General features: G+C 55.0%; 17 protein-coding genes and 1 pseudogene. 4 read left to right on the top strand and 14 right to left on the bottom strand.

All coding sequences use genetic code 11. The features are described from left to right. Positions 1-7: 7 nt before the first annotated feature. Complete coding sequence (locus CLV88_RS16460) at positions 8-934, top strand: glucokinase (protein ID WP_106609498.1); 927 nt, start codon at positions 8-10, stop codon at positions 932-934. Between the two features lie 16 nt (positions 935-950). Here the strand turns inward: CLV88_RS16460 and hpaD are convergent, their stop codons facing one another. From hpaD to CLV88_RS16445, 3 genes are all read right to left on the bottom strand, one after another. Next, a complete protein-coding gene (hpaD, locus tag CLV88_RS16455) occupies positions 951-1,802 on the bottom strand; it encodes a 3,4-dihydroxyphenylacetate 2,3-dioxygenase (RefSeq protein ID WP_106609497.1) in 852 nt (283 codons plus the stop codon). Positions 1,803-1,856: 54 nt separating this feature from the next. Then, entirely contained in the window at positions 1,857-3,401 is a 1,545-nt protein-coding gene (hpaE, locus tag CLV88_RS16450; protein ID WP_106609496.1) for a 5-carboxymethyl-2-hydroxymuconate semialdehyde dehydrogenase, read from the bottom strand. An 88-nt stretch (positions 3,402-3,489) separates the two neighbouring features. Next, on the bottom strand, positions 3,490-4,527 hold the full coding sequence (locus tag CLV88_RS16445; protein ID WP_106609495.1) for an AbrB family transcriptional regulator: 1,038 nt from the start codon (positions 4,525-4,527) through the stop codon (positions 3,490-3,492). A gap of 125 nt (positions 4,528-4,652) precedes the next feature. On the opposite strand from CLV88_RS16445, the gene CLV88_RS16440 reads away from it, so the two are divergent. Beyond that, positions 4,653-5,318, top strand: a complete 666-nt coding sequence (locus tag CLV88_RS16440; RefSeq protein WP_106609494.1) for a GntR family transcriptional regulator — start codon at positions 4,653-4,655, stop codon at positions 5,316-5,318. Here the strand turns inward: CLV88_RS16440 and CLV88_RS16435 are convergent. From CLV88_RS16435 to CLV88_RS23160, 8 genes are all read right to left on the bottom strand, one after another. Next, positions 5,299-6,246 carry a Hint domain-containing protein gene (locus CLV88_RS16435; RefSeq protein ID WP_106609493.1) on the bottom strand — a complete coding sequence of 316 codons (948 nt, stop codon included), beginning with the start codon at positions 6,244-6,246 and terminating at the stop codon, positions 5,299-5,301. The genes CLV88_RS16440 and CLV88_RS16435 overlap by 20 nt on opposite strands. Beyond that, a complete protein-coding gene (locus tag CLV88_RS16430; RefSeq protein WP_106609492.1) occupies positions 6,247-6,732 on the bottom strand; it encodes a toxin-activating lysine-acyltransferase in 486 nt (161 codons plus the stop codon). 158 nt (positions 6,733-6,890) lie between these two features. After that, the gene (locus CLV88_RS16425) at positions 6,891-7,202 is read right to left on the bottom strand and encodes an ETC complex I subunit (protein WP_106609491.1); all 312 of its coding nucleotides are present in this window, start codon (positions 7,200-7,202) and stop codon (positions 6,891-6,893) included. 336 nt (positions 7,203-7,538) lie between these two features. After that, on the bottom strand, positions 7,539-9,074 hold the full coding sequence (locus tag CLV88_RS16420) for a winged helix-turn-helix domain-containing tetratricopeptide repeat protein (RefSeq protein ID WP_106609490.1): 1,536 nt from the start codon (positions 9,072-9,074) through the stop codon (positions 7,539-7,541). 448 nt (positions 9,075-9,522) lie between these two features. Beyond that, positions 9,523-9,951, bottom strand: coding sequence for a nitrilase-related carbon-nitrogen hydrolase (locus CLV88_RS23605; RefSeq protein WP_207797084.1), 429 nt, complete (start codon positions 9,949-9,951; stop codon positions 9,523-9,525). 46 nt (positions 9,952-9,997) lie between these two features. Further along, entirely contained in the window at positions 9,998-10,396 is a 399-nt protein-coding gene (locus CLV88_RS23600) for a nitrilase-related carbon-nitrogen hydrolase (RefSeq protein ID WP_207797083.1), read from the bottom strand. A gap of 64 nt (positions 10,397-10,460) precedes the next feature. Continuing rightward, positions 10,461-10,766, bottom strand: a complete 306-nt coding sequence (locus tag CLV88_RS23165; RefSeq protein ID WP_207797082.1) for a hypothetical protein — start codon at positions 10,764-10,766, stop codon at positions 10,461-10,463. Between the two features lie 61 nt (positions 10,767-10,827). Further along, positions 10,828-11,310, bottom strand: coding sequence for a class I SAM-dependent methyltransferase (locus tag CLV88_RS23160; RefSeq protein ID WP_207797081.1), 483 nt, complete (start codon positions 11,308-11,310; stop codon positions 10,828-10,830). Between the two features lie 268 nt (positions 11,311-11,578). On the opposite strand from CLV88_RS23160, the pseudogene CLV88_RS16405 reads away from it, so the two are divergent. Then, positions 11,579-11,803 (top strand): annotated as a pseudogene (locus tag CLV88_RS16405) (winged helix-turn-helix domain-containing protein); the annotation flags it as partial. 12 nt (positions 11,804-11,815) lie between these two features. After that, positions 11,816-13,039 carry a tetratricopeptide repeat protein gene (locus CLV88_RS16400; RefSeq protein ID WP_165798916.1) on the top strand — a complete coding sequence of 408 codons (1,224 nt, stop codon included), beginning with the start codon at positions 11,816-11,818 and terminating at the stop codon, positions 13,037-13,039. A gap of 26 nt (positions 13,040-13,065) precedes the next feature. Here the strand turns inward: CLV88_RS16400 and CLV88_RS16395 are convergent, their stop codons facing one another. From CLV88_RS16395 to CLV88_RS16385, 3 genes are all read right to left on the bottom strand, one after another. Further along, complete coding sequence (locus CLV88_RS16395; protein WP_106609487.1) at positions 13,066-14,481, bottom strand: FAD-binding oxidoreductase; 1,416 nt, start codon at positions 14,479-14,481, stop codon at positions 13,066-13,068. Between the two features lie 128 nt (positions 14,482-14,609). Further along, complete coding sequence (locus CLV88_RS16390) at positions 14,610-14,867, bottom strand: DUF4242 domain-containing protein (protein WP_073251810.1); 258 nt, start codon at positions 14,865-14,867, stop codon at positions 14,610-14,612. 30 nt (positions 14,868-14,897) lie between these two features. After that, positions 14,898-18,506: an adenylate/guanylate cyclase domain-containing protein gene (locus tag CLV88_RS16385; protein ID WP_106609486.1), complete on the bottom strand. Its 3,609-nt coding sequence runs from the start codon at positions 18,504-18,506 to the stop codon at positions 14,898-14,900. Positions 18,507-18,954 lie beyond the last annotated feature (448 nt).

Below are 18,954 nucleotides of genomic sequence, written 5' to 3'. Positions count from 1 at the left end.
GACTGTCATGAAATTTCTTGTAGGAGATGTGGGCGGGACAAACACCCGACTGGCTTTGGCAGACGCCAGTGGCCTGCGTCTCGACACCCTCATTCGTGCACGTAACGATGACCATGACAGTATGCTAACCGTCGTTGACGCCTATAAACAGGCCGTAGATTGCAGCGACGTATCCGCGGTCTGTATTGCGTTGGCCGGTGTTATTCACGATGGCATCGGATCGATGACAAACCGTGACTGGCGCATCTCTGCGCTGGATATCGGCCAGAGCGTTGGCGCGCCCCGTGCGGTACTGATCAACGACCTTTCTGCCTTGGGCCACGCTCTGCCAGACCTCACCACAATGCCCGTCTGCAAGGTCGAAAGCCCGGCAACCAACGGCCAAAGCCTGGTTGTCGGCATGGGCACAGGCTTCAATGTCAGCCTTGCCAAGAAGACCCATGATGGCGGCACGGTTGTGATCGAGGCCGAGGTCGGCCATGCCGAATTGCCCGCCTCGATCAAATCCATGCTCGAAGTCGAATTGGGCTGGAGCGCAGGGCGCTTTCGCACCATCGAAGATGCCTTCTGCGGCAGTGGTCTGGAACGATTGTTTCACGCCACCACCGGTCAGACTCTCTCTGGCGAAAAGATCATGGCCGCTTTCACCGACGGCCGCGATACCGGCGCGATCCGCACGGTTAACCTGTTCGCGCGCGGCCTGGGCCTCTTGGCGCGCGGCTTAATCTGCCAATATCTACCCCGCGACGGGCTGGTCTTTGCCGGCTCCGCCTCCCGTGGCATTCTCGACTCCACCGCACTCTCCGCGTTTTCCGACGCCTTTCTGGCGCCCGGCATGGACGTGGTGCTCCCCAACAGCATCCCCGTGTCGCTGATCACCGAAGACGCCGCAGCCCTCTTCGGCTGTGCGCATATGCTGAACGCAACCTCCTGACGGTTTCGAAATCGGATCAGACCGGGAAAATCACATTGGTTTGCCCGGTCCCCGAAGACGGAAAGTAGTCGGTCACGACCTCGCATTTTCCGGCATAGGCGTCCCAGCCCAGCGCACCATACAGCATAGCCGTGTCATGCATTGACCCTTCGCCACAGCAGAACTGCGCATACTCGCCCAGCATCTTCAAAAACGTTGCATGATCACCGCGCTGCCACATCTCCAGCACATGCAAATCCATCTGCCGGTTGAATTCCGAACTGATGGTGAAAGTGCCATTATTGGCCGCGTAATCCTTGTTCGCCCAGATCTTGTGGCTCAGTGATCCTGACGCGACCAACAGCACCTTACTGTCGCTTGCCTCCACCGCCGCGCGGATTGCTTCGCCAACAACACGGCTCTCATCATGATCATGCACCGTCGCCCAAGCCGCGACCGATACCACCTTCATGTCATGTTCGCGGCTCATGAAACGCATTGGCACCAGCGTGCCGTATTCTAGCTCTAAACTGTCCAGCTGATGGCACAGCGTATAAGCCCCCATATCACTCGCCGCCCTGGCAATCGCATCGCCTAGCTCCGGGTTGCCGTCATAGGCATATGGTAGGTTCTGAATAAACTGCGGAAACTCGTTGCTGGTAAACAACCCTTCAAAACGCGCGTTGGCGTTGATGTGAAAGCCGGCATTGATCACCCAATGCGTATCACAAATCACCACTGTGTCCGCGCCCAACGCCTTGACACGCCGCGCAATCTCTCGGTGGCCGTCAATCGCGGCCTGCCGCTTGCCACGAACCGGCCCATCCTGTTCGGACATCAGCATTGTCGGCACATGTGTCATCTTGGCCGCAAGGACTATTTCTCCCATAAGGTTCCCTCCCCTTGGATACCTCAACCGTGCCCCGAACCTGATCCGGGGCCTTTACCGCGCGTTTCCTATGACCTTTTGGCCAGGCCTCTCAGGCCCCAGACGCATTATTTTGTGCTGCCCAGTGGCAAAGCCGACATGTTTCTGTTCCATATAAAACTCAAACGACCAATCGCCGCCATCCCGGCCGATCCCGCTGGCCTTGACCCCGCCAAACGGCGTCGGCAGATGGCGCACGTTTTCTGAGTTAACCCAGATCATTCCTGCTTCCAGCTTGTCAGTAAAGCGCAGCGCGCGCGTCAGGTCGTTGGTCCAAAGATACCCAGTCAGCCCATAGGCCGTGTCATTGGCCATCGCCAACGCCTCGTCTTCGGTGCCAAACGGGATCGAGGTCAATACCGGGCCAAAAATCTCTTCCTGCGCGATGCGCATATCATTGCTTGCATTAGTGAAAAGGGTTGGGCGCACAAAATATCCGGCATCCCCAACCACTTCGCCACCTGCCGCCACGGTGGCGCCATCTTCTTTGGCGATGTCGAAGTAGGACGTAACCTTGCTGAAATGCTCCTGTGTTACCAACGGCCCCACTTCTGTATCCGGGTCCAACGGATTGCCAACCTTGATGTTATTCACCCGCTCAACTAGCCGCGCTTCAAACTCTTCACGGATTGTATCTTGCACCAACAACCGGCTTGATGATGTGCATCGCTCACCATTGATGGAATAGATCATAAAGATCACCGCATCCAAGGCGCGTTCCAGATCAGCGTCGTCAAACACGATCACCGGGTTTTTGCCACCCAGTTCCAGATGCATCCGTTTAAGCGTATCCGCTCCCTGCTTAGTGATAATTGACCCTGTCCGGCTCTCACCGACAAAGGCAATCGCCTTGATCAACGGATGTTCGGTCAGCCGTTTTCCCGCCTCTTCACCATATCCGTTCACACTGTTCAGCACACCGGGAGGCAGGCCCGCCTCTTCTGCGATCTCCACCAAGAGCCGCGCAGTCAATGGGCTGGCCTCAGCAGGTTTGTGCACCACCGTACAACCCGCCGCCAACGCGGGAGCAATTTTCCAGGTCGACAGCATAAAAGGTGTGTTCCATGGCGTGATCACCCCTACCGGGCCAATTGGTACGCGTGTGGTGATATTCATCAGCGTCGGAGACTTCAGATGCTGCCCATCCCGCGCCTGCACCACCTGATCCGCAAAATAGCGGAAATTCTCCGCCCCGCGCAGTGCCGCCTTGGACATGAACCGGATTGTCTGGCCTGTGTCCCAACACTCACACAGCGCAATTTCCTCGGCCCGCGCCTCAATTGCCTCCGCGACATTGATCAGGATCTTGCGTCGTTCATTCGCTGGCATATCCCGCCATTCTGCAAAAGCCCCATGCGCCGCTTCGGCTGCGGCGTCGATGTCGGTCGCCGTACCATGGGCAACGTCGCAGATAACGCTCTTGTCCACTGGCGAAGTCGACTGGAATACCCCCCCGCGCCCCGCCATGTCCTGTCCCGCAATTCGGTTTGGAATTCCGTTCGCGCGAAACCGCGCCAGATAGCCGTCCAGTTTCTCAAGGTTTTGCTCTAGCGCATTCATCATGGGTCTCCGGCATGTGACAGCGTGGGGGCAAGATTCTGCACTCCACCAATTTAATTGCTATGTTAAGCAATTTGCCGAATACATGTCAACTCCCTCGCCAGTTCCCCACCAAACGCGCCACGATTGGGGCTCCCAGGATCACCAGAACGATCCGCGTCAGATGATGGGCGATCACATAGCCAAGGTCCGCCCCCGAAACGATCGCCAGTACCGTCATTTCGGCCTGCCCGCCCGGTGCAAAAGCCATGAACGCTTCCAGCGGTTGCGCGAGGCCCAGCGCCGTCACAAACTGCGCGAACACCGCCGTCAAGACTGCCAAAACCAGCATAAATGCCAGCCCAGACAGCACCACCTGCCGCAACTCGCGCAGCGTGATGCCGACATAATGCACCCCAATCACCATTCCGATGAAAAACTGCGCCGTCAGAATCGCCTCGGCTGGCGGGCGGGTATGGATCAACCCCATCATCGACAACGCCGCCGACACGATCATCGGCCCCAGTATCGATGCGCCAAATAGCCCAACCCGCTCGCCACCCTTCCAGCCTACAATCGCGGCCAGAACCATCAACACCATCTCGCTCAGCGGCAGGTCCGCCGCAGGCTGTCCAATCGGATTGCTCAGCGTCACGCCGTAGACCGACGTCAACAAGATCGGGGCAATCGACACGATCACCAGTACACGCGTCGCATGAACCAAAGACAGAATACGCGGGTTAGCTCCAGCTTCCTTTCCGAACACAATCATGTCCTGCAAACCGCCCGGCATCGCAGCATAGTACGAGGTGGCCGGATCAAACCCGCATACTTTGCGAAAGAACGGATATCCAATGGCGCCAATCACCGCGATGTAGAGCGGCACCAGCGCGACCGACCCCGCCATCTTAGGCAGCTCACTCACCACTTCCGGAGTAATCGATGTCCCGACAGCCACACCCAATATTGTGCGTGCCGCCGCCGACACTTGGCCAAAACCCTTAAGCTTGGCCCCCAATAGCGCGGCAATCAAACAGAACATCATTGGTCCAAACAGAAACGGCAGCGGTAGGTCCAACGCCCAGAAAACGCCCGCGCCAACACTGGCGGCGACAAAGGTCTGTGCGCGTTGTTTGAACAATTCCATGTTGTCTCCACGGGGCCATATGGTCCACCGAACAGGATTGACCAGATTGCATCCATCTGTATACAAATGGATGCAACTTCGCAAGACAACGCCGCCATGCACCAGTGGCATACGAGGCCCAACCAATGCGCACGTCCCAATCGCCCGATGGTCTGCAAGGCAACACCGTCTATGAAACCTTGCTCAATCACATCCAGGAAGGGCAGTTGGCGCCCGGCGACCGCTTGCGCGAAACCGACCTTGCCGCGCGCCTGGGGGTCAGCCGCACCCCTATCCGCGAAGCCATTCGCCAACTTGAGGCAGACGGTCTTGTTACGCACTTGCCCCGTCAGGGCGCCAGCATCCGGCGGCTGGAATACGCCGAGGTGATCGAACTTTATGAGATGCGCGCCGTCCTTGAAGGCACGGCCGCCCGCATGGCCACCCGGGCCGCATCTGAAATCGAACTGGCAGAACTCTCAGCCATCAACGACGATTTACGCCACAGCTCTTCCGCCGCCGACGCCTATCGAGTCAATCGCATGTTTCACTCAGCCCTTCTTGATGCGGCGAAAAACCGGTTCCTGATCAAATCCATGAACAGCCTACATCGCGCCTTGATGATCCTTGGCCCGACAACCCTTGCGGAAGAATCCCGCATCCAGATTGTAGCTGATGAACACGCACGCGTTCTGATTGCCATGCGCGACCGCGACGCAGACGCGGCGGAACGCCAAATGATTGCGCATATCGACACGTCACAACAGGTGCGCATTCGCGCCCTGCGCAGCCTTAGCCCTTACGCATCCTGACAGGCGCTTGGACATCCGGCACCAGCCGGTCGCGCACCAGTCGCGCCTCATATGCCCGCAACACTTGTCGTGCCGGTGGGCCATAGCTTTCGGGCAATGCCCTGAGTTCGGGAAACAGCGAAAACAGCTCTTCACGGGTACTGTCGTGGAAGCGATCCATACCCACATGTCCGGGAAAGAAGCTTTCACTGGCGCACCCCGAGGACATCACCACCTGATGGGCGTCAAACAACAGGTGATGATAGATCACCAAATCTCCGGGCTCTTGGACAATCGAAAACCCGTTCACCAGATGATGCGCCGCGCACAGAACCTCTGAGGCGCCAAACAGCAAATCCATATCCGGGCGGTCGATCAAAATCCGGTGCTGTGGTGATACCAGCAAATCGCGCTCTGGCACTCCCGGCCCAAAGGCCCCCGCCCTGATCCGCACCGGGCGAAGCTGCTCTGCCCGCTCTTTGTTGCGCGTATCTACCGCGCTCGCCCCAATCCAGCGGATCTGTTGCGGTCCCTGATCGCGCGTCAGCACCCAGTCCCCGGCTTGTAATTCTTCGACCGCTCGCGCCCCGGCGGGTGTTTCGACCAATGTACCACGCACGAAACACGGCGGATCGGTTGTGCCATTGATCGTGATGGTCACCGTCGTTGTTCCACTGGTTGACGTTACGGTGAACACCTCAACCAGCGTCTCGCCATCGTCCAGCGCCTGAATAGTCGCGTTGCTATTGTCTGCCTGATAAACCCAGTTCCCAGCCGAATTGATCACCAACTGGCTGCCATAGGCCCCGGTTATGGTCTCCGCCGTCCACGTCCCTTCGACCTCAAATCCGAAAATATCAACATTGGCATTGCCCGACGTCGAAATCAGACCACCAACGACGTCCTCGTCCTCGGTCACTTCACCAGTTTCGGGAATAGGAACGCCCATCTAACGCGCAGCCTTTTGGGTAGACACACGCTCACCGGCTGGCGCGGATGCATCCCCGCGCACCACCTTTCGCAATGCGCCTTTGTCATCTATCCGTGCGAACCAGAACGGCTCTTTAGGTGGATTGCGCGCGATTGTCCTTGCCACATGCCGCCCATGTCCGAACGGCGCGATCAAATCCACGAACCACAGCCGCTGCCCCCCTGCCCACTCGGTTTCACTTGGCAAACGGCCCGTTTGCGTCAACCGCTCCGCGACATCCTCGCTCAACCGCGCCCAGATCAGCGCCGCCGCCGTCTTGCCATGCTCATTCTCGAAAAACCGAACACATTCGTTGTTTAATGCAGGGTAAAAAATCCGCGCAAGCGCTGCCTCGGGCAAGCGCCGATGCAACGGGCAAAAACTCGCCAGAAAATGCAGCTTTCCTATGGAAAGCAGCTCTGCGTCGGTGGGCCCGACGCGTGCTGGATCGTCACGCTGCGACATTTGCTCTTTTCAACCTGCCAGCCCCAGTTGCTCCGGGGTCTCGTCCTCCCAGAGTAAAGAATCACAGGTCTACTGTCAAAAAAGCAAAAGGCCCGCCACTCTGGCAGGCCCATCCCGTTGCAACTTATCCACAAGGCCAAGCCCCGCGAAAAGCCGGCCTAATGCGTCCACGGTCCCTTGCGGTTGGTCGCAAAGTTTTCACCATAGCCACCGGCGCGGATGTTGGGCTTTCGCTTGTGAGGTTCCACAACCTCCACCTCAATACCCTTTTCACGGGCATATTCCAGCGCCGCCTTCTTGGTCGGAAAGCGCAGCGTGACCTGACTCTGCGTATCCCCTGATCCGGTCCAACCCATCAAAGGATCAATATCACGCGCTTCACCCTGAGCATACTCCAACACCCAATCCCGGGTCTTGGCACTACCCGAAGACATGGCGGTTCGGGCTGGCTGGTAAATACGCGCAATCATCGCAAACTCCTTGGCTTACGGGCTTTATCAAGGATTCGGCTCGCCGCGACAAGGGCCTCTTTGACGCAACGTTTACGGACCCGCCCTCCTGCCTCGCGGCTTATGTGGTCGAAACAGAATGTCAGTTGGTCACTGACATCGCCTCACGTACACAAAAGGTGCAAGGCGCAGTTAGTGACCTTTGCAAAGTTTAGGCGATTTTCCGGAAGCGGATTTTGATCCTGATCGCGGCCAATGACAGCTCCGAGCCCGAAGTGGTAATTTGACCTCTCGAAGCTTGTATATTGCCCGCAGGATGAAATCAGCAATCCACCAATTGCATCGGGCTAACTTCTCTCAACCCGGCAAGCCAGCCTTGCGCATGCCTTCGGCCATGCGTCGCCGATCCTCAGGCCGATAGTAAAGCACGGTCTTTTCAATCGTCGATGCCAAAGCCGTAGGCACCAAAGCAAGGTAGGTTGAAAGCGCCGCTTCAGCCATTGCCTGCTCGCCACCCAGCGCCAAGGCAGAGGTCCTGAACAAGTGAGAACTCGCGTGTCCTGGCTTGATCTGAATCGCACGCTCCGAGGCCAGGGCCGCTTCGGCGTAGCGGGCCGCCTGAAACTCCGCTATGGCAAGGTAGAGATAGAATTTGTCGATGAATGTATCGCGAGGACTGAGCGCAATCGCCCTCTCAATATGGGTGCGGGCAAGGTCTGCGTTTCCGGCATAAGCGTTGGAAACCCCAAGCAACGCTCTTGCGTATGCAAAGTTCGGGCTAAGATCGACAGCCCGTCCGTAATTCATGATCGCGGCGTCCTCTTCGCGCGCCGTGATTGAGACATAGCCGCGTCCGATGGACGCCCAAGGATCGTTCGGGTCTGCCAGCACAGCTTGATCCGCCGCGTTGCGTGCGCGTTGCAAAGTTTCATCGAACGGCTCCCATCCCTGGATCACCCGCCATGCCAGCGTCGTCGCATAAAGCCCCAAAGCTTGCGCATACTGTGGATCGAGTTCAATGGCGCGCTCTAGCTGCCCAACAGCACTGGCGCTGCTGTCTTTGGACTGTTTGCCGTACTCATGCATCGCGTGTACGAAGCACTCCCAAGCATCCAAGTTTTGCGGCCGCCGTCGCTTCAACCGGGCATGTTCAGCAGCAAAAAGTTCAGGTGAAAGCCGGGCAACGAGGCTCTCGGTCAACTCATCTTGAAGTTCGAAGATATCGGTGAGATCGCGGTCATAGCGTTCGGCCCAAAGTTGGGCATTAGTTTCAGTATCCGTCAACGATGCGTTGACGCGGATTCTTTGCCCGGCTGAACGCACAGAGCCCTGCAAAATGTAGCGCACCCCCATCTCATCAGCGATGGTGCGCGGATCGTGGCTGGCATCTTTGAGTGCAAAGGTGGTGTTTCGGTCGGTGACGAAGAAGCCCCTCAACTTTGACAGCGCCGTCACAACATCTTCAGTCAACCCGTCGGCCAGAAAGCGGTGCTCGGGGTCGATTCCACCATCTGCGAATGGCAGGACCGTCAACGATGGAACTGAGGGCCGCTCGACAATCAGGGTTTCCGCTATGGCTGGCCCACTGTCCAAAAGCTTCGCCACAAAACGATAACCTTTGCGTGGGATGGTTTTGATAATCTCCTGTGTCTCGCCCGTGTCGCCCACAGTTTTGCGGGCGGCATTGATGCGGGCGTTCAACGCGCTGTCTGAAATCGCCCGCCCACCCCAGATCGCGTCGATGAGTTCGTCTTTCGACACGACTCGATCAGAATTCTCGACAAGAAACAGGAGGAGATCGAGAACCTGAGGCTGCACTGCAATCGGCGTGCCGTCGCGCGTGACTTCCTGTAAATCATCGTCAATGCAGATGTCGCCAAACTCATAGATCATCAAGGGAAACCTCGCGGCAATGGAAATTAAGCAAACGGCAAGCAAATGGCAAGGCGGCGATCAAGCGCGCCGCAAGGACAGTCGTTAAGCTTAGATCATACTCCAATGCCCAAAACGAGGTTCAACATGTCAAATTTTCAAGCCACACCGCAAACTCAAGAATTAACAGAAAAAAAGACGCTCGAGTTGAGTGGATTGCTACGGCGCGCGTTTAATTGGTTTTGGAAGGTGAGCGATGACGCCGGGGACATGAATACAAAGCCCTTCAATGGCATTTTGTGAACCTAAGCCAACGCCAGCTAAGTCCCGTACAGCAGACCTTAGTTCCGAGCGCCGCAAATGGCAGGAAAGAGTCCTTTATTGAATGCTGCGATTGGCTCGAACCGGATGTAAGGGCGGAGAACCGACATCCGTTTCTCCCCAAATGGACGACGGCTCTTGTAGTTGGTCAATCAAAAAAAGCGACAGGCGGTTTCATTTGTCGATCCACAGACAAACTGAAAACATCCGGGCACGCATAGTGACCAGAGGCGTCAAACTTGCGACGTGATGCGCGGGCTTCCTCCACATTTATCTCCGCCGTTAAGAAACCCTTTTCACGACGCATCGGCCCCGCACAGATTCCACCGAAAGGTTTGTAGATGACGACGTCACCGGGATTGATCCATTCGTCCTTGTTGGGAAAGAGTTTATCAAAATATGGGATATCGGTCGGAATATCAGAGGCTTCCAGCGCGGTGGCGCAATCTATCACCCAATAACCGCCTTCCCGTGCAACATGTTGCATCGTTGCCTGCCAAGTGTCGCCACAATCCCAAGTCGGCGCGACATAAATGTCGATATTCTGCGTATAGAGTGCATAGCGCGCCAACGGCATTTAGCTTTCCCAGAAGATAAGCGAACCGATCCGCCCCACGGCTGTATCAACGACTTTCAGTCCGGACGCGTCCCCAAACCATTCGCTCCGGGTTGGTTGGCATCAGCTTGCGATGGTTGTTCACGATCCGCCCATCCGCGTCGATGATCGTGCAGGAATTGTAAAGAGTAGATCCGGAGATCGCACCATCAAGTTCTTGATACCCTACCACCAGTAATATCTCGTGCTCGCGAGCCGCTTCTTGCAGGGGCATCATTTGTTTCTTGCTCAAATCGATCGAGTTGGCTTGCAGCCGCGTAAACAATTCGTCCGTTTTTCCAATTCCTGCCCCGGGTGAGAGACGCCACAGGAATGTCGGGTATCCCGGAAACCAGGCTTCGGGAAAGACAAGAAGGTTGGCACCCTCCTGAGCGGCCTTTCCGTCAAGCTCAATGGCACGCTCCATGCTGGGAGAAAGATCAAGATAGACGGCGGTTCCCGAACGATTGCAGTTTTCATGGCGTTTCCTTTCAATTGCGACCCGAAGTGACAACCAACTCGCAAGGGCCCTCAAAACCATCCGCTGCTTCATATTTTGTCAGCGCGACGGCGACTTCCTCCCAAACGGTGTTCTGGTCTTTGGCGGTTAGGCCGGACAGCATCTGATGCAGGGCCCCAAAGCTCTCGCGTTCGAACCGCAGACAGTCCGCAGCCAACGGCAATCGCAAGGGAGGATGGATTACGGTTTCTTTTACCTCGGTAAATCCAGTACGCTCCAGAAGCTCGGCCAGAACCCCGGGGCCGCCCAGGCTGAACGGACCAGGCTGCCCTGGCAAGGGTGGCGGAAGGGCGGCACAATCCAGACTACTGACACCGGTACAGAAAAAAACCGTTGTTCTAAGGCGTGGAAAGGACCATCGCTGCAAATCGCGAACCTGGCTTCAAAGCCGTGCGAATACGCGCAAGCGCGGCCATTTGATCAGGAAAATAGATCAACCCCACACGGGAAATGGCGACGTCAAATGAGGCTGGCGCAACGTCCAGCGCCTCAGCATCAACGACCATGGTGTCCAGATTTTCATACCCTTCCGCGCGTGCATTTTCTGCTGCGAACTCCAGTATGTTTTCTGAAATATCTGTGGCCAGCACCTGACCCGTCGGGCCAATTCGGGCAGCCGCGCTTAGCGATTGCTCGCCGGCTCCGGCCGCCACATCCAACACATGGGACCCGGTGGTAACGCCCGCCATGTCAAGCATCGTTTGGGTTGCCGGTCCTAGCCATTGGTTAAGCACCTGCCCCCAATCGTTCCAAGCTTTTGCTGCATCTTGCCATTGGGCGTGTGTCGTCGTCTTGTAACCTTTCGGACCAAATACTGTCATGCCATGTCCTAACATTTAATCTGCTCAAAGCCTGATGAACACGACGAAAAAAGTCCCAACCGTTTTCCAACGATTTTCCCATTTTTGCGGTATGATGAGGAAACTAGCCTCGAAAAGAAAACTCTTAAACGTGCTCCGCTGCTTCCTCTGACAGATACCTAGTGCATGGCCATACAGTGACCCCGGCAACCTGTGAAATGGCAGTGGAGATACTGTCACTCGTATCGAACCCAAATCCATTGAGGTTCTGGTGTAGCTATTTGCCCATCAGGACAGAGTAGTGTCACGAGAGCGGATCCATGACGCCATCTGGGGCGACGTTGTCGTGGGTGACAACTCTTTGACCAACGCCATAATAATCCGCAAGGCTTTTGGAGACAATGCGCGAAATCCCAGCGTGATCGAGACAATCCCAAAGCGTGGGTATCGGCTGATCGCCGAAGTCACGACCCTAAAACCACCCGTGGCAAAGCGAAGTTTCGGCTGGGTCTAGGTGTCGGTTGTTTTGGATCTGTTGCTTCTTGGAAGTGTTGCCATAACCTTATTCCCACGAACCGAAGCTGCAGCGCCTCAAATCAAACTGCAATCCGACGCCCAGCCGCGAATTGTGGTGTCTCCCTTTGTGAACCTGTCCGGTGACGCCTCGCAGGATTATCTCGTGCGTGGCATGGAGCAGACAGTTGTCACTGGATTGGCTGCTATTCCCCATGTTTCAGCTATACAGTCTCATCCACGCATCAATCAGGCTGACTATCGCCTTGAAGGAAGTGTATGGCCCATCGAAAACCGCATCCTGATCCATACGCGACTGCTAGATGGTGAGGATGGAACAGTGTTGGCCATCCACCGCCATAACCGGGCATACTCCGATCTGCTCACTGTGATGACAGAAATTGAGACGACCATTACTTCGGACCTTTCTCTTGAAATCGAACAAGCCAATCTCAGCGCTCAGGCACGAGGGTATACCGACAGCGTGGAAGCATTCGATTTGTTCTTGCAGGCTCAGGCAGCCCTTTTGCCTCGCGACCGCTCGGGAACTTCGTTGGCGCGAGCTCTGTATGAGCGCGCAATTGCCCGCGATCCGCGTTTTGCTCGAGCCTATGGACGGTTGGCTTTGGATCACGCTGCCGAATACCGAAACGATTGGGCCGAAGATTGTAGCCTAGCAATTAACCGGGCTCTGTCCATGGCAGGTACAGCCCTAAGCATTCAGCCCAATTTGCCGGAACAGTATTGGGTGATCGGATATGTTCACACCCAAAGACGCCAGCCGGAAGATGCGGAGACCGCATTACACAAGACTTTGGCGCTGGCCCCGAGCCAAGCGGATGCGTTGGCCTTGCTTGGTGGCATCTGGACTTATGCGGGGCAGCCCGGCAAATCGATACCTCTATTACGGAAGGCAGTGCGGCTGGATCCGGGTGCAGGCTACCTTTATTTCATGCTGTTGGGACGGGCCTACTATTATCTTGGCGACTACGGTCAGGCTCAGATCAATCTCCAAGGGTCCGCTCGCCTTGATCAATCCAATTTGGAATCCCGATTGTACATAGCGGCCTGCCGAGTACAGTTTGGCGAACCGGACGAAGCAGCCTGGGAGGTCAAGGAAATCCTGGGACAAGATCCTGAATCCTCCCTGACTGGTTTTCTGCGCACCTATCCGATGGAGGACGACGGACAGACAACAATGCTGACCCGAGATCTGAAGTTGGCAGGGCTACTCTAATCTGTCCAATATCGGACCAATCGTTTTCAAGTTGGTAAAATATTGTGATTTATTCTGAAAAGGTTATCCGGATCATATTTGCCCTTGATCAGAGACAATTTATCACCGTTTTCACCATAAGCACCCGCCATGTGATCCGCTTCATCTTCGGGCATGAAATTCACATAAGCGCTGCCAGTTGAATAGGGCTTCATCCGATCATAGAGGGTGCGCGCCCATGCGATACACTCATCGTCCTTTGCGGGATCTTCCCAGCGAGTGTGCACATTCATGATGAAATGCGATGACCGCTCAGGGTATGCGGTCTCACCTGCGCCAACCCGTGCCATTTCACCACCCACATGAGCAATGAACACTTCACAAGCCGGATCCGGCAATGTGGCAATTCCTTCCAGAAGTGTTGCTATCGCGTCTGAAGAAAGAGCCGCGAAGTCATGGCTCTTCCAATAATTGCGGGCACCGGCGGCCAGAAGTGGATCAAAGGCGGCCTGCCAACCAACGAATGGATGCGGGGAAATGACATCAACGATCGGGTTTCCAAGGCCACGCAAACCCGCCATTGCCGCTTCACCTTCATCCATGGGCCCGGCATAGCAAGCGGCGAGAATGAGAACCTCACGTCCGTGCCAATCCTCGGCAAGAAATGGCAAGGGCGGAGCTTTGCGCATCACGCTCCAGACTGTCAATTCATCCGGCGCACTATCAGCAATTTTTGTGACTTCTGCCAACAGACCAGATGCCTCTTCGATCGGATGAACGATCAATCCAGACAAGACCTCGGGCCCCAGAGAGTGCAATTGGAATTCAAAAGAGGTAATCACCCCGAAATTGCCGCCGCCCCCCCTTATGGCCCAAAAAAGATCCGGGTGACTGGTCGCTGATGCTGTGACGATAGATCCATCTGCTGTCACCACTTCGACTGACAAAAGATTGTCGATTGTCATTCCAAATTTGCGGGTGGTCCAGCCAAAGCCACCACCCAGCGTGAGGCCTGCAATACCAGTGGTCGAGTTTATACCCGATGGAACGATAAGCGCGTGCGCTTGGGTTTCGCGATCCACATCGCCCAACAGTGCGCCGGGTTCCACACGGGCAGTTTTGTTCATTGGGTCCACATCCACAGAACGCATTTGCGAAAGATCGAGTAGAACCGTTCCGTCGGCAACCGCATGTCCGGCGATCTGGTGGCCACCGGACTTCACTGACATAACCAGCCCGCCGTCCCGAACAAAATTCACCGCTTTTTGTACATCGTAGGGCCCCATAGCTCGGATCACAAAGCCTGGATGCCGGTCAACCATTCCATTCCATATCGTTCGGGCGTCGTCGTATTCGGCACTGCCCTTAAGATGCACCGCCCCCTTGAGCGAAGCATCAAGTGCGTTCAAAGTTTCTTGATCTACGGCAACTGCGCCGTCATTGAGTGTAAGTAATTCAACCATAAGAATTGGCCTTCCTTTTTCAGGTAAGGCTTCTTGCGAGACTGCCTCGGCTGGAGAAAAGGCCTCTTCTCACCTGTTCCCGGTGACGGGGCAAAACTTGTAAGTATTAATTTAGGCGGTCCGGACCTTCAGGCAAAGATGCCGGGGTCGATCCGATCCACCGATGTTATGACATCAGCTGGAATATTCAGGCGCTCAGCAGCCTTTCGCAGGCTGTCTTCGTCGGGCGCTTCGTAGAGGCAATATGTTTTGCGCTTATCAGCGCTCAGAAACGAAAAAATCCATTCGACGCCCTCTTCATCATTGATCTCTTTAATCTGAATTTTGGCTTCGTTGTCTATTTCGAGCTGTTCCGCAAAGTTTCTTTCAATAATAAATCTAGGCATATTTCACCCCTAAAAATGTTCGCAGAATTCCTAAGTCACTTGCCCCTCGAGCTTTGATATAAGAGATACCATACCTAGATCCCGGGCCGTTGCCAACGCTTCTGCTTCCAGATGAATGGCACGTTCCGCATCTTTGACGCGACCTCGGCGTCGCAAGGCGAACGCATATGCCGCCTTGCTATGCGCAATCCACGGTGGTGCGGCCATGATCGTGTCAATTTTGATTGCCTTATCAAACATTTTATCCGAGGTTTCCCAATTCCCCATCAACGCGGCAAGGCTGCCGAGCCGACGCGCAGCGGCACCAATGCAGGCAGTTGTCGCACCCGCTGTGATTGTAAGGCTTTCGTAAGGGGCAAGCATGTCAAAAATGGTTTTGGCATGGATTTCGTTTTCTACCGCCACACAGATGTCGGCCAGATACGAAAGCGTTGTCGAATACATGGCATCTGGCGATATCGAAAACCCAGTTTCCGCTAGTTCGTTCAGTATGCGTTCAGCCGGTTCTATGTAGCCCAATTCGGCAGCGATTACACCGAAACCCGGTTTCCAACTCGCATCACCTGATCTCTCTGTCATCAAACGTTTGATGACGGGTGCGACCTCCTGCAATCGGCCTTGCTCCCGGCGAATGGTAAACATCTGAACGCCATAAACACCCTCAACATGTTTGCCATGAGTTTGGCGTCCAATCTTTACAGCTTCGTTGGCGTAGCTCTCGGCGCGCTCAAAGTCCCCTTCCAGAGTAGCAACCATCGCGCGTGCATGTGTCTGCACCCAATAAAGCTGACGGTGGTTTTCCTTGGTCGATATCTCGGTCAAAAGCTCAAGCGAGTTATCCATCAACTGGCGATCCGCCATTTCTGCTCCGACAAACAGACTCAGCGTTCGGTCCCGCCCCTGATCAATAGTGCCCAATTTCTCCGCAACCTTGTGCATGGCCTCAAGGTTTTTGCGCCAATCGCGCACTTCGTCTTCCTGTCTTGCAACAAATGACGCGGCAAATCGCGCCATCATAACGTGGAATTGGGATTTGAGGTCGCCCAGTTTCGCGGCCAACTTCAGACATTGTTGGCTGTACTCTGCACTTGCCGCAAATTGACCAGTGAACATGTAAGTGCGCGCCAGCTGGCTCATTAATTTGCATCGTCGGACCTCATCATGGTCTGGCAATTCGTTCAGAGCCTTCAAGCAAACCTTGATGGCTTGCTCATGCAATTCACCGGCCATCATGCTTGAATCAGCGAAATGGTGTGCGGCATCTGCCGCAATTTCGACATCTCCGATTTCACGCGCGGCTTCTGAAGCTTCTTTGAGAGTGGCAATACCTTCCGGCAATCGACCGACGCTATCATAGCCTCTTCCGACAAGAATTTTGCCAACAATCACTTCCCGGCTGGATTCATCTCCTAGTTTGTGCGCGGCTTTGAGGGCTTCCTTTGCATTTGCCATCGCCTCATGACTGGCCGAACGTGCAAGGGCCATTTCAGTTGCAGATTGCCAGCGTTGAAAAGCTGCTGCCCAATCTTCTGCGGCGGTCAAATGGTGCGCTACCAGTTCAGGACGGCGCTCAATTTCGGCAGATCGAAGCAGTGTCAGAGCGCCGGCAACTTTCGCGTGCAACTCCCTGCGGGTCGAGGCCAGCATAGATTGAAAGGCTGTGTCTCGGATCAGGGCGTGCCGGAAAACAAAGTAGCCGCGGTTATGGCCGCTTTCGAATATCAGGCCCGATTTGCAAAGATCATCAAGGCAGTTTCGGATTTCCGCCTCGCCTTTATCCATTGTAGCGCGCAGTAACGCTGGTTCAAATTCGCGGCCTATAACCGAGCCAGCTAGTGCCACTTGCTTGGCTTCCAGTGAAACAGCGTCGAGTCGTGCCATCAAAGTGCCCTTCAATGACGAGGGCACTTTGAATTTTCCTTTTTCTCCCGACGTGACTATGGCGCGCGTCAATTCCTCGACAAACAGCGGAATGCCGTCCGTCCTCTCAACAACCGTCTGAACGAGATCTCGATCTGGCTCGCTTCCGGAAATACTTCGGACCAAATTGGCAACATGATCAAAATCAAATCGGCGCAGCTGTAGCGTTTGAACATGGGCGTCACCATCGTCCTGGTCCAACTCCCAACCTGGTCTGTGGGTTATCAAGAGCATCAGCGGAAGATCCGCACAAATTGCTTTAAAACGATCCAGAAGAGCATTGGTCGACGGATCGATCCAGTGGGCATCTTCAATGAACAGAATGACTGGACGCACATTTGCACGCGCTTTGACGGTGTCAATCAGTGTCTGAATTGTAAGGTCGCGTTGTTCTTGGGGAGACAAATCGAGTATTTGCTGGGCGATCTTACTGCGTGGCGCCACCAGAGCCGCAAAAACAGGAAGCACCTGATCAATGTCCAACCCCTGCCTTGTTTCAAGCATTGCCTGTACTTGTTCCAAAACACGATCATCGTCAAAACCCGGTTCGACACCCGCGTCCTGAGAAATGCGTTCGGTAACTGGATGAAATGGGCTACTGGTTAGATAAGGCGAACAATTCAATCTTATTATATCTGCATTGCTTGCGATAGCGTCGTCCGCTAGGAACTCTTCGGTCAAACGGGATTTCCCGATGCCTGCCTCACCTGCAAGCAACACGACCTCGCCCTTACCGTTTTTGGCGCCTTTCCAAGCCTGACGAAGGATGCCGTTCTCAAGATTTCTTCCGACCAGTGCGCTGTTTGAATCCTCCCGATGTGCAGCACGAAATCGGCTTTGGGCACTGTGCTCAGCAACGACCTGTAAAAGCGTGCGTTGGCTGTCAAACCCCTTTAGCTCAACCTGCCCAAGTGAAGAAAATTCGAAAATTCGGCGCAGCGCCGCTTCTGTTTCCTCTTCAGGGAGGACGATCGTGTTAGGTGGAGCGTACTCTTGTATTCGCGCAGCAAGATTGAGGATCGGGCCTGTCATCGCTCCTTCTTCGTATGTGTTTTCTCCGATTGCGTCACCGACGACGACCTCACCACTTGCGACGCCCATCCGAACCGCCAAAGGTTCACCGTCCGGTGTTTCTAACTCTTTCACACGGTCCACCGCGTCCAGCCCAGCTTTTACGGCGCGAACTGCGTGGTCTTCGTAGGCGCTAGGCCATCCAAAAAAAACCAAAAGCCCATCACCGAGATACTTGGCAACGTAACCTCCATAACGGCTGACAGCACCAGCCACGGCATCCTGATATCGCTGCAACAGGATGCGCATATCTTCGGGGTCCAAACGGTTGGTGAGTTTGGTCGACCCGACGAGGTCGGCGAATAGAACCGTTAGGTGGCGACGTTCCGCAAGCGTGTTTGCATTTGGCTTTGACGAAACCACCGTATCAGGTGCGGAGTGGCCGGAAAATTGAGAGGGTTCACTTTGAAGGGTTTGCTCGTTCAAAGATGGCGCGAGCTCGGGCGTTGAAAAGCTTGCCAAGCTGTTTTGTGGGTCTTTGATCGCAGCCAAAATAATCTTGCGATGGCCCAAGCTTACGCCCAATTCTTTTAAGTCATCACCAGTAAGCAACGGCAAGACTCTGTCGTCTACATCATTATTGATGAATGAATCAGTGTACTGATCCAAACCTAGTTCAAAGAGCCATGCGTCGATGTTAAGGGCCATACTGTTAACAATGCTTGTTTATGAGATTTCGATCAAGATATTGATCTCAGTGCGGAACCCGCTCCACCAAACACTAAACGGCCATCGGCTAGATTTGGGAGTTCGCCAATTGATGTTGCATCACGCACGATACGCGACTGAATTGGCCGGTGTAACCACGGCCTACACGGCCCTTGCATCAAGCATGTTCCACAGCCATTCGTTCCTTTGAGGGGGGGGTCACTTCCAAAACCGACGACACTTTCGTTTCAGCAAAGTCGACGATCTTCCGTGTCAATAAATTTGGGCGTTGACCACATCGCCACACTCGACAAAGTGGGCAAGTTTAGATTGGCTTCAAAGCTGACCGTTGCGCGAATATCCTACAAAGGCAAGTTTGGGCCGGAAGCAGAAATTGCATGACTGCAATGGAACGGCAAGTTTGTCCCGCATCTTATCAGTTCGCAAC

The sequence above is a fragment of the Shimia abyssi genome (assembly GCF_003014475.1).
Classification (GTDB): domain Bacteria; phylum Pseudomonadota; class Alphaproteobacteria; order Rhodobacterales; family Rhodobacteraceae; genus Shimia; species Shimia abyssi.
The sequence above is the reverse complement of the archived record's forward strand: the minus strand, read 5'-3'. Positions and strand labels throughout refer to the sequence as shown.